Below are 10,661 nucleotides of genomic sequence, written 5' to 3' on the forward strand. Positions count from 1 at the left end.
GAGGTGATCGGCACGCCCGAGCTGCTGGCGCGGGGGAAGGCGTACGAGGGCTGATCGATTCGACCTGATCCCAAGAGGGGCGAACGCTTTGTTTTCCGAGATTTACGGGTTTAGATTCCGTAATTCACGCTTGCATTTTCCGTAATTTACGGCGAAATGATCGCTTGACCTCGCGGCCCCCTTACCAGCTGGCCAATACCAGCCATGTACTGCCGGGATGCAGTCCAATTTGAGTTCTATCTGCTGATCAAGCTGGGCGTGTTGCCCTACATCAGCCGCGCCCGCCGCAGGCCGTCGCCAGCAGATCCCTGGCAGCCGCCGCGTCCAGCGTGGCAGGCCGGCCCGCCCAGGCAACGAACTGGTCGGGGCGCACCAGCACCAGCGAGGCGTCATAGCGCGCCGCTTCTGCGCCCGAATCGGCCTCCAACACAGTGAGCGGGATGCCCTCGGATGCCGCAGCGTCGCGGAAGGCCTGAACCGCCGCCGCCTCCGCGCCGATCGCCAGGAGTGTGAAGCCAGCGCCCAGCCCCTCATACACGTTGCGCCCGGGCGCCATGTCGGCCGGTGCCAGGTGATGGCCGGCGCGGGCTTCAAAGCGGTGCGAGCCTTTGGCACTGCAGGAGGCATCACCACCGCCCTGACGGGTCACCACCGGTGATCCCTCATAGTGCGGCTCGAAGGAGTTGACCTCACCGACGGCGCCCGTCGCGCGGTCTGACCAGGCGGCCTCGAATGCGGCGGCGTCGCGCGCCGGATCGTATGCAGCCAGAAAATCGCGGTCGACCTCGATCGACTTGGCGATGAAGTCACGAATGGTCGAATCGAACACCGGCCGGCGCTCGGCGTCGTAGGAGTCGAGCAAGTCCTTGCCGCCCCACCCCTGCAGCGTCGCCGCCAGCTTCCAGCCGAGGTTGCGCGCATCCTCCAGGCCCGAGTTCACGCCGTAACCGCCATAGGGCGGGTGGCTGTGGGCCGCGTCGCCCGCAATGAAAAACCGACCAGCCCGGTAGCGATCGGCCAACATGAAGCGCAAGTCCCAAAAGCCGATGTAATCGAAGGCGATGTCGAACGACTCGCCCACCGCTTCATGCACATAGGCCGTGAAGTCAAAGTTGTCTCGGGTTGTACCTGCTGGCACCGGTGCATGGAAGAACCAGGTGTTACCCAGATCGACGCGACCAAAGAACTTCCAATAGCCCTTGAGCTCCGGATGCAGCACGTTGAAGAAAGACTTGCCGGGGTAGCGCTCGAGCAGCCGGTGCAGCCCCTGCGAGCGAAAGACCAGCAGCACCATCATGCGGTCGTGGTCCGTGCGGTGCTGCACGATGCCCGCCTGGTCGCGCACCATCGAACGTGCGCCATCGCAGCCCACCACATAGCGCGCGCGCAAGCGACGCTCGCCCTCCCCGTTGCGGCCTGCAATGCGCAACTCCACGCCCTCGGCATCTTGTGAGCAATGCTGGACATCCCAGCCAAAGTGGGTGGTGACCGCAGGGAGCGCGGCCGCGCGCTCACGCATCACCGCCTCCGTGGCGTACTGCGGCAGCCGCTCGTTGGCGGTGTAGTAGTAGGGCTTGACCAACTCGCGCTGCAACCAGTTGTAGTGGTAGGTGCTGAGAAGCGTGCCGTAGGTTGTGAGCCCGCCTATGCCGTACTCTGGCGGAATGGTCCGGGCGGCGCGTAGCTGCGGTTCGGCCCCCCAAAAATGGAAGTGCTCCAGGGTGCGCTGCGTGAGGTTCTGGCCTTTGGGAATGGGCTGGGGCTGCGCGTACCGCTCGACCACGGTGCAGCGCACCCCACGTTGCCCGAGCTCGATGGCCAGGCCCATGCCGACGGGGCCTCCCCCCACGATGGCGACGTCGGTGTCCCAGCCATCGACCGCTGTCTGGTTTTCGCTCATGGCTTCACCCTTGCTTGACGACCTGCACTCAATCGTTGGTTCGCAAACCGTTCTTCTGAATCAGTTGGCTCCACAGCGCAAACTCGCGCCGGTTCAACGCCGCGAATTCATCGGGAGAACTCAGAGCGGGGTCGTACCCCTTCTCCGACAGGCTCTCGCGGATGGCGGCGTTGCCGACCACGGTGCGCAAAGCCCGGTTGAGCCGGTCGATGATGGGCCGAGGGGTGCCAGCAGGCGCATACATGCCGACCCAGATCGACAAGTTGACGTCTGGGTAGCCCGACCGCTCCACCGTCGGCACATTCGGGAACAGCGGGGACGGCTGCTTGCCGGTTTGAGCCAATGCGCGGAGTCGGCCCGAGGCAATGTGCGTCCGTGCGGATTCAACGGGGCCGATCAGCAGGGTTGAACTGTTTTGCATCACGTCCATGACCGCAACGTTCATCCCGTTGGCCGGGATGTGCCGCATATTGGTGCCGATCGCCTCCTGCAATGCCAGGGTGTAGAGGTGCGTGGTCGAGCCCACCCCCGGCGTGCTGTAGGTGGCGCCATCACCCCGCTTGCGCAGGTAGTCGACCAACTGAGGGAACGTGGTGGCGGGCACGGAGGGGTTGACCAGCACCATCATCTGGCCCGTGGCGATCTGGCCAATCGGCGCAAAGTCGGTGATCGGGTCGTAGGGTGCTTTGCGCGAGGCTGGGGTGATCACGTGCGTATTGAGCGCCATCATCACCGTGTAGCCGTCGGCAGGCGCCTTGGCCACAAACGACGTGCCGATGATGCTGGCCGCGCCGGCCTTGTTCTCCACCACGATGGGCTGGCCCAGATCGGTCGCCAGTTCATTGGAGATAAGCCGCGCGATCATGTCGGCACTGGCGCCAGGCGTATAGGGCACGATGATCTTGACCGGCCGCGCCGGGAACGGCGCCTGCGCATGGGCAACGCCCGAAAAAAGCGCCGTGCCAAAGAGGGCGCCCATCAAGGCCCGAGAAAGGCCAACGGTAAACCTGAATTTCATGATGCGTCTCCTGCTGGTGAATGGTGGGGTTAGTGCGTCTTCAGATCTGAGGTGCGACTCTCCTGCCAGGCGACAAAGCCATTGGCAGTTCCCGTCCCCGCTTCGGAGCGGTAACAGGGCTGATAGTCGATCACGCCGCCGGACAGCGTGGTGGGAAACAGGGCGCCGGCCGCAGCGATCCAGTTTTTGAGTTCACTCGAGCCCGATTGCAGCCAGGTTTCCGGGATACCGGCGAGCGCATTGCCGTCGCGGTGGGCAATGGCGTCCATCACCCGCGCGTCGAGCGACTCGTCGATCACGAAATGCGACATGCCACCGGAGCCGATGACCGCCACGCGCGCGTCCGAGTCCCAGGCGGCGAGACTCTCGCCGAACACGCGCCCCAGGTCGAAGCAGCGGCGTGCCGTGGGCTGATTGGGCGGGAAGAAGGTGTTGGTGATCACGGGAACATGGGGCACCACCCGGTCTCTCATGATCTGGCGATAGACAAAGCCAAACGCATGGCCAATGCCGCTGTGCCAATGGTGCTCGTGGCGTGGCAGCTCCTTGGCGCGGGTGATGTCGAAGCCCTGGGCCACGGCGTCGCCAATCAAGCGGTTGGCCAGCTCAGGGTGCCCCGGGTACTCGGTGTAGGTGCTGGGCTTGTGCCCCCACTCGGCAGCGTGAATGCCAGGCGCATGAAGGGGGATTTGCGCCTCGGTCGAGGGCTGGTTCCACACCGTCGGGCCGTTGAACACGGTAAACGCCGGCATCAGCGCCTCGGTGAACAGCTCTTGCTGGTCGTTGCCGAAGATCACCACCACATCTGGGCGGGCCGCTTCGAAGATGTCGGCCATGCGCTCCACCGCGGCGCGGCAAGCCGCGTGGCGGCGGGTGCGCTCCTCCAGCGAGCTTTGAGCAGCCAGACCTTCACCCTGGCGCAGCGTCACCAGCTCGTCAAAGCTGTACTTGCTTCCCCGAAAACTATGTGCAGGGTTGGCGCGGTCGGCTTTCACCCGCAGCAGCCACTGCTCGGGCGTGGTCGAAAGCGTGGGACCGTGTGTGGTCCACAGGCCCAGAACGATGCGCGCCATGTCAGAGGCCGAGTGATGCGGGCAGGCGGAAGACCCGACGCGCGTTGTCCTCGAAGATGGCTTGCTTGTCGGCTGCGCTCAGCCAGTCAAAGCCCTCGATCACCGGGCGGATGTCGTCACGGGTGCGGCCGGTGGCGGGGTCGACGGTCGAACCCACGCCCGGGCACTCGGCGCCAAACAGGCAACGATCCACGCCGACGGTCTTGATCAACAGGCGCAGCGATTCTTCCGAATAAAGCACGGTGTCGTAGTACATATTCCGCATCCGCTCGAGGAAGTCGTAGCCCTTGCGCGAGGCCGAGGATTGGAAGCGGCCAATTTGATAAGGAATGGCGCCACCGCCATGCGACACCACAATCTTGAGCGTGGGGAAGTCCTTGAACACGTCCGAGTCCACCAGGCCAAGCACGGCAATGCTTTCCTCGTTGATGAAGTGCAGCGTGTAAGGCGTGCGCTCAGATTGCGAAGACGCAGCATGAATGTGCGCCGGCAGGTCCAGCTCGCACAGCTTTTCGTACAGCGGGTACCAGTAGCGATCACCCAGCGGGGGCGCCTCGGTACCGCTGTTCTCGTAGGGGTCTGGGTTGAGCAGGCAGCCGTGGAACCCCAGGGTCTTGACCGCACGTTCGAGCTCCGGCAACACCTTTTCGATCGGGTCCCCCGCCACCTGGGGCAAGCCGGCAATGCCGAAAAAGCGCTGGGGCAAGAGCTTCACCGTGCGGGCGATGAGGTTGTTTGTCTCCTCGGTGTACCAGTGCACCAGCCGGCCCGGCTTGAAGGAATGCATCATCTGAAAGGGGCGCGGCGAGATCAGCTGGATGTCGGTCTTCACGCGGTCCAGCATGTCGAGATGGCCGCAAGGCGCCATTTCTTTCTTGTTCGCGTAGAACAGGATGTCTTCGTCAGACACCGGGGGCATGCGACGCCCGTGCTCGCCGCGATGCGAAATGATGCTGGACTTGAAGGCGCCGAGTTCAGGTGGCGGGCTCACATGGCCGTGGCAGTCAATGATCATTTTTAGTGTCTCCTTCAAATCGGGTAGGGCTGGCCGAGCATGGCTTCGCGGAAGCGCTGCTGCCCGCCCGGGCTCGAAACCCAGGAATCGAGTTTCGCGTACTGCATGCGGGTGTCAAATTCGCTTTGACCCGGGAACATGTGCAGCGTATCCGACATTTCACAGGACCAATGGACTGTAGGAACAATGCGGCGCAGGCAGGTGGCCGAATAGTTCTCGAGCAGCGTGGAGTCACCCTCTTTGAGGTAGCGCGTGATGGTAGCGGCCATCACACGCACGTCACCCACCGCCGAGTTGAGGCCCTTGGCGCCGCTCGGCGGCACGATGTGGGCCGCGTCCCCCGCGATGCACAGCTTTCCGTACTGCATCTCCGTGCAGATGAAGCCGCGCAGGCGGGCCACGCTCTTTTCGATGATCGGTCCACGATTGAATCGATTGGACGTTCCGTCCACGAAGCGGCGATCGAGTTCGTCCCAAATCGCCTCATCGTCCATTTGGTCGACCTTGAAGTCGGGCGCCACTTGCAGGTACAGGCGAGAAATCTTGTCTGATCGCGCCGAGGCGATGGCCATGCCTCGCCGGCTGTGGGCAAAGCCTCGCAGCGCGGGGTTTGGCGCGGCCTCTGCGAGGATGCCGAACCACGAAAACGGGTATTCACGCAGAAACGAGGCAGCGTCGGCGCCGGGAATGTGCGCGCGGCTCACGCCACGGAAGCCATCACAGCCCGCGATGAAGTCGCAGTGTAGGGCCTTGGCCACGCCGCCTTCAGAAAAGTGGATCACCGGGTTGCCGGTGATGTCTTCGAACCGGTCGACCTGAGCCTCAAAGTGGATCGGCAGGCCGTCACCCTCGCGCAAGCGGATCAAATCCTCGACGATCTTGGCCTGGCCGTAGGTGGTGAGGTGGCGGCCGTTCTCGTCCACCGTGGACACCCGGTGACAAACGCCGTCCCAACGCAGTTGAACATCCTTGTTTGGCATGCCCTCCCGCAGAAGGCGCTCGCCGGCACCCACCGCGATCAGCGTGTCCACCGTTCCCTTTTCCAGCACGCCAGCGCGCACGCGCGACAGCACATAGGCGCGGCTGCGGCGCTCGAGAATGACGGAATCGATGCCTTCTAACTGCAGCATGCGGGCCAGCAGCAGCCCGGCCGGCCCTGCGCCCACGATCCCGACCCGGGTCCTGATATTTGTGCTTGTCACCTTGTCTGTCTCCGTGTCGCGCCAAGCCACACCTGCTGGGTGGCTTTGTAGGTACGCCAGAGAGTCTGGCAGGGCCGGTGTGCTGGGGCCAATGAAAAAACATTTGGCCTCTTGTCAATTCGGTTAATACACTCTGGGAAATACCCCCTGAAGCAAGCGGCAAAAGAGACATGGCAATCAATTTACGACGCCTGCGCGCCTTCGTCACCGTGGCCGAAACGCGCAGCGTGACCCTGGCCGCCCAGCGCATGCACCTCACCCCCCCGGCCGTCACCAAGGGCGTGCGCGAACTCGAGGTCGAGCTCGGGGTTGAGCTTTTCCGTCGCACCGCCTCGGGCATGTTCCTGACCTCGTCAGGGGAGGCCTACCACCTCCATGCGCGCAAGGCGCTCGCCGAGCTGGAGCGCGGTCGCGAGGAGGTGCGGCTGATCACCGGCGGCGCGGGCGGCCGTGTGCGTCTGGGCGCCACTTCAGAAACCACGATGCATGTGCTTCCTATTGCACTCGGCCGCCTCATTGAGCAGCGGCCGCAGATGGAGGTGTCCATGGCCGGCAGCGTGTTTGACACGCTGGTTTCCGAGGTGCGCACCGGCAAGATCGACTTCTTTTTGGGCGTGGTGCCGCCCGATGGCCTGAGCAGCGACCTCGTCGCCGAGCCGCTCTATGCCGACGAGGTGCAGGTGATCGCGCGTTGCGGCCACCCCCTCGCGCGGCGGAAAAAGCTGGGGCTCGCGGACCTGGCGCCCTACCGCTGGGCGCTGAGTGTCTCGCGTGGCCCGATTGACCGGCTGCTGCGTGCCAGCTATGAGCAGCAGGGCCTGGACTTCCCCGAGAACAGCATCGTGATCATGCCGCTCACCCCCATGCGGTCCATCCTCTCTCATTCGAACCTGATCGCGGCCGCGACGCGCGTGCGCATGATGGAGGAGACAGTACTCGGCCAACTGGTCGCGCTCCCGCTCAAACTGCCGGAGACGCGGCATGTGGTGAGCATCGTGCGCGGGCGCGAGGACTACCTCTCGCCGTGGGCCAAGGAATTGATCGCGCTGCTGCGAGAGGTGGCGGCAGAAAGCAATGTGGCCGTTTGATTCACGGCGGGCTGGCTCATGTCCCCACTGAACGCAGGCGCCGAACCCATGGGGTGATCGGTAGACCCGGCGTGCCCACCCAGCGTGCGCACCCGAGGTGCACGAGCGGCGTTCTGGTCAAGGGGCAGGCCTGCGGGGGTTAGAATTTTTTGATGACTCCTCCCCTGCCCCGCCTTCTCACGGCAGCCTGGCTGCTGGCCCTTGCAACAGCCTCGGTCGCTGAGGTCGACGAGCTGGCCCTGGGCAAGGCCCGGGGCTATCCAGCGGCTCCCAGCTTGGGGCAGGCAGGCAGTGACGAACACATCGTCTGGACCAATAGCGGGGGTTACGAGAAGTTTTTCTCCTACCGGACCATCCGTGCCGGGGTTGCGGCGCCCCTGCCTAAAGCGGCCAACCCCCTTGCGGTCACCTACGAATTTCAAGGCAAGTCGGCGACCCTGCAGGACTACCTCGATCGCAGACGGGTCACCAGTCTCTTGATCCTCAAGGACGGCATCGTCCAGCACGAGCACTACCAGTACGAGAGGAACGAGCGGCACCGGTTCAACTCGGCGTCCATGGGCAAATCGGTGCTCGGGCTGTTGGTCGGCTTCGCGATTGAGGAAGGGGCGATCACCTCGGTGGACGATCCAGTGGTGCGTTACCTCCCGGCAGTCAAAGGAAGCGTGTTCGAAAAGCTCACGATCCGCCATCTGCTGACCATGTCGACCGGGCTGACCTGGTCGGAGGGCACAGCATCCGGCGCCCTCTATCGGCAGATGCTCGAGGCCATGGAAAAAACTGGCGGCATGGAAGTGGTTTTGGGATTCAAGAGCCTGCCGCCACGGGCCGAGCCAGGCACCTCATTCTTTTATTCCTCGCTCGACTCTGAATTGCTCGGACGGGTTCTTGCGGCGGCCGTGCGCAAAAGCGTCTCGGCCTACTTCGAGGAAAAGCTCTGGACGCCCATGGGGGCCGGTGCAGATGCGGTCTGGTACACCGACCGCGCCAATGTGGAAAGAACCCACTGCTGCGTCGGCGCCACCAGCCGCGACTTTGCGCGACTCGGCGCCCTGCTGGCGAACAGGGGAAGTTGGAACGGTCGCCAGGTGGTACCTGCCCGCTGGCTAGAGGAAATGACCACCCTTCACGGCAAGCACCTGGAAAAAGTGGCCATCGACCGCGAGCCCCGGATGGGGTACGGGTACCACATCTGGCTGATGCGCGAGAACCAGCTTGCGCTGCGCGGGCACCGCGGGCAAGTGATCTACATTGACCAGAAGAACAAGATCGTTCTGGTGCAAACCGCGGTCTACGGCCCCAGCCGCAACGCCATGACCAACTTCGCCGAGCTTGACGCCCTGTGGGAGGGGGTTCTTGCCTCGCTGGCGGGGACGGACAAGGCGCGCTGAATGGGGGCGTGGGCTGCCGCGCACGGAGCAGTTCGAGGGGTATCGGCCAAAAACCTAGGGCCACCGCCAGTAACCCCCACCCCAATGGGGACTGTCAATTTATTTTGACAGTCGCGTTAGTTGACATCTAAGCTGGCAAGGCAATCGTCTGTGATTGCAGGCCTACGCGCCTTCCTTCCACCCACCGGAGACGATCGCCATGACCACTCAGAACGCAAATTTCCCCAAGGCCGGAACCAAGACCATCGAGGACATCGGCGTGAGGTTCGTCACCGCCCATGTCGGCAAGATCTATCTGCTGTTACTCATGACCACTGTGGTCGTTGTGGCCTTCAAAGAGCAGCTGATTTGAGCGGCCATTGAGGTGCCGGTGAGGCAGCGGAGTCACTGTCAATCGTGATGGGTCCGAGCCTCACTGAGACTGCGCAGGTCAAGATGAATTCAATGCTGGGTCCAGCCCAGCGAATTCAAGCGCGTATCGACAACTCCTCGACCCTAGCCGCCGGTCTTTTGGGTCGACCGTAGTCCGACCCCATTCCGCGAGCCGCTCTAGGCATGAGCTCTAGGGCAGGCACTCACGATGAAATTCCAACGCGACCGTTTTGCAGTCAGCCAGGGGCAACCGTCGCCGTCGTAAAAATAGTTTCCAAGCGTTAATTCCCGCACGCTCAGGCCTCGATAGAGGCTGGGGCGTGCAGGGTACTCAAGGGATCTTTTTTTCATGGCGCTTCCCCTCGCTCGCACTGTCTGGCTGACCGGCGCCACGTCTGGATTCGGGAAGGCCGGTATCACGACATTTGTAGAGCGTGGCAACAAGCTCCCCTACCTGCGGAGTCCTTCATGACCCAAGCCAGCTCTATCTCCCCTGCGACGCGGCGCGCCGGGCTTTCGATCGAGGCAGAGGCCTATCTGCTGGGCATCGTGTCGGTGGCGGCCTTTGCCTTGACGCTTCCCTGCGCCAAAGCGCTCGCTGGGCACCTGAGTGCCGTACAAATCGGGCTTTTTCGGTCGGTGCTCGCCGCGCTCGTAGCGGTGCCTGTGGTGTTTTTTGCCCGCTCGGCGCGCCCTAACGCCTCCCAAATCAAACGCCTGTTCTTGATGTCACTCGGCGTGGTCTATGGATTCCCCATCCTGACCGCGCTAGGCATGCAGCATGTACCCGTGGGGCATGGCGGCGTGGTGCTGGCGGCGCTTCCGCTGGCCACCGCCATCTTCGGCACTCTCATCACCAAAGACCGCCCGCCCGCGTTGTTCTGGGTCGCCTCGGTGGCGGGCTTTGTGTCCGTCGCCGTGTTTGCGGCCTTGCGCAGCGACTTCAGTGGCGGCTTCTACCTGGGCGACCTGGCCTTGCTCGGCGCGGTCGTCCTTGCCGGCTTCGGCTACGCCCAGGGCGGCGCGCTATCCAAAGAAATGAAGGGCTGGGAGGTGATGTGTTGGGCCCTGGTGCTCAACCTGCCCATCTTGTTGCCCCTGTCGCTGTGGGAATTCCAGCCGGCCCAGTTCGCCACCTTTGGGTCTGTGCAATGGGGTGCGCTGGCGTTTCTTGCCTTGGTCAATTCCCTGCTGGGGTTCTTCTCCTGGAACCGGGCGCTCGCGCTGGGCGGAATCCAGCGGATCAGCCAACTGCAGCTTTTGCAGCCGTTCTTCACCTATGGCTACTCCATCGTTTTGATGGGGGAACGGTTTGATCCTCTGGCCCTGGGGATCTGCGCGGCTGTGGTTGGCTTGGTGGTTCTGTCCAAGCAAGCCTTGATCAAGCGGTGACACACGTGGGGCCTTCAGAGCCCCACTGGCTCGGCAGCGCCACCAAGCAAGAGGGCCCCTCTTGCGGGGCCCTCACCTTGAATTCAAAGGGGGAAAAACTGGAGGCGCAAGCCGGAGTCGAACCGACCTAAACGGATTTGCAATCCGCTGCATAACCGCTTTGCTATTGCGCCGGTATGCCTGGAGACAAAAAGGGAAGCATGGGCTTCC

9 protein-coding genes and 1 tRNA gene are annotated in these 10,661 nt (G+C 63.3%); 4 read left to right on the plus strand and 6 right to left on the minus strand.

Annotated elements, in window-relative coordinates; translation table 11 throughout:
- Positions 1-271: 271 nt before the first annotated feature.
- Genes QE494_RS08400 through QE494_RS08420 form a run of 5 tightly spaced genes read right to left on the minus strand, consistent with a single transcriptional unit; the run spans position 272 to position 6,208 of the window.
- Positions 272-1,900: an FAD-dependent monooxygenase gene (locus tag QE494_RS08400; protein ID WP_300042478.1), complete on the minus strand. Its 1,629-nt coding sequence runs from the start codon at positions 1,898-1,900 to the stop codon at positions 272-274.
- A 28-nt stretch (positions 1,901-1,928) separates the two neighbouring features.
- Positions 1,929-2,918 carry a tripartite tricarboxylate transporter substrate binding protein gene (locus tag QE494_RS08405; RefSeq protein ID WP_300042479.1) on the minus strand — a complete coding sequence of 330 codons (990 nt, stop codon included), beginning with the start codon at positions 2,916-2,918 and terminating at the stop codon, positions 1,929-1,931.
- Positions 2,919-2,947: 29 nt separating this feature from the next.
- Positions 2,948-3,991 carry a protocatechuate 3,4-dioxygenase gene (locus tag QE494_RS08410; protein WP_300042480.1) on the minus strand — a complete coding sequence of 348 codons (1,044 nt, stop codon included), beginning with the start codon at positions 3,989-3,991 and terminating at the stop codon, positions 2,948-2,950.
- A 1-nt stretch (position 3,992) separates the two neighbouring features.
- Entirely contained in the window at positions 3,993-5,006 is a 1,014-nt protein-coding gene (locus tag QE494_RS08415) for an amidohydrolase family protein (RefSeq protein ID WP_300042481.1), read from the minus strand.
- 14 nt (positions 5,007-5,020) lie between these two features.
- Positions 5,021-6,208, minus strand: coding sequence for a 4-hydroxybenzoate 3-monooxygenase (locus QE494_RS08420; protein ID WP_300042482.1), 1,188 nt, complete (start codon positions 6,206-6,208; stop codon positions 5,021-5,023).
- A gap of 170 nt (positions 6,209-6,378) precedes the next feature.
- On the opposite strand from QE494_RS08420, the gene QE494_RS08425 reads away from it, so the two are divergent.
- The 4 genes from QE494_RS08425 to QE494_RS08440 all read left to right on the plus strand — a co-directional run bounded on the left by QE494_RS08425 (position 6,379) and on the right by QE494_RS08440 (position 10,451).
- On the plus strand, positions 6,379-7,296 hold the full coding sequence (locus tag QE494_RS08425; protein WP_300042483.1) for a LysR family transcriptional regulator: 918 nt from the start codon (positions 6,379-6,381) through the stop codon (positions 7,294-7,296).
- A gap of 152 nt (positions 7,297-7,448) precedes the next feature.
- Positions 7,449-8,687, plus strand: a complete 1,239-nt coding sequence (locus QE494_RS08430; RefSeq protein WP_300042484.1) for a serine hydrolase — start codon at positions 7,449-7,451, stop codon at positions 8,685-8,687.
- Between the two features lie 199 nt (positions 8,688-8,886).
- Positions 8,887-9,039 (plus strand): hypothetical protein, encoded by a 153-nt coding sequence (locus QE494_RS08435; RefSeq protein ID WP_300042485.1) that lies wholly within the window; start codon positions 8,887-8,889, stop codon positions 9,037-9,039.
- Positions 9,040-9,527: 488 nt separating this feature from the next.
- A complete protein-coding gene (locus QE494_RS08440) occupies positions 9,528-10,451 on the plus strand; it encodes a DMT family transporter (protein WP_300042486.1) in 924 nt (307 codons plus the stop codon).
- Positions 10,452-10,550: 99 nt separating this feature from the next.
- Here the strand turns inward: QE494_RS08440 and QE494_RS08445 are convergent.
- Positions 10,551-10,624, minus strand: a tRNA-Cys gene (locus QE494_RS08445).
- Positions 10,625-10,661 lie beyond the last annotated feature (37 nt).

It is taken from the genome of Ramlibacter sp., assembly GCF_029866045.1.
Classification (GTDB): domain Bacteria; phylum Pseudomonadota; class Gammaproteobacteria; order Burkholderiales; family Burkholderiaceae_C; genus Ramlibacter.

Coding starts and splice junctions, on each gene's coding strand:
- QE494_RS08400 (WP_300042478.1), bottom strand. CDS start 1,900: ATGAGCGAAAACCAGACAGCGGTCGATGGCTGGGACACCGACGTCGCC.
- QE494_RS08405 (WP_300042479.1), bottom strand. CDS start 2,918: ATGAAATTCAGGTTTACCGTTGGCCTTTCTCGGGCCTTGATGGGCGCC.
- QE494_RS08410 (WP_300042480.1), bottom strand. CDS start 3,991: ATGGCGCGCATCGTTCTGGGCCTGTGGACCACACACGGTCCCACGCTT.
- QE494_RS08415 (WP_300042481.1), bottom strand. CDS start 5,006: ATGATCATTGACTGCCACGGCCATGTGAGCCCGCCACCTGAACTCGGC.
- QE494_RS08425 (WP_300042483.1), top strand. CDS start 6,379: ATGGCAATCAATTTACGACGCCTGCGCGCCTTCGTCACCGTGGCCGAA.
- QE494_RS08430 (WP_300042484.1), top strand. CDS start 7,449: ATGACTCCTCCCCTGCCCCGCCTTCTCACGGCAGCCTGGCTGCTGGCC.
- QE494_RS08435 (WP_300042485.1), top strand. CDS start 8,887: ATGACCACTCAGAACGCAAATTTCCCCAAGGCCGGAACCAAGACCATC.
- QE494_RS08440 (WP_300042486.1), top strand. CDS start 9,528: ATGACCCAAGCCAGCTCTATCTCCCCTGCGACGCGGCGCGCCGGGCTT.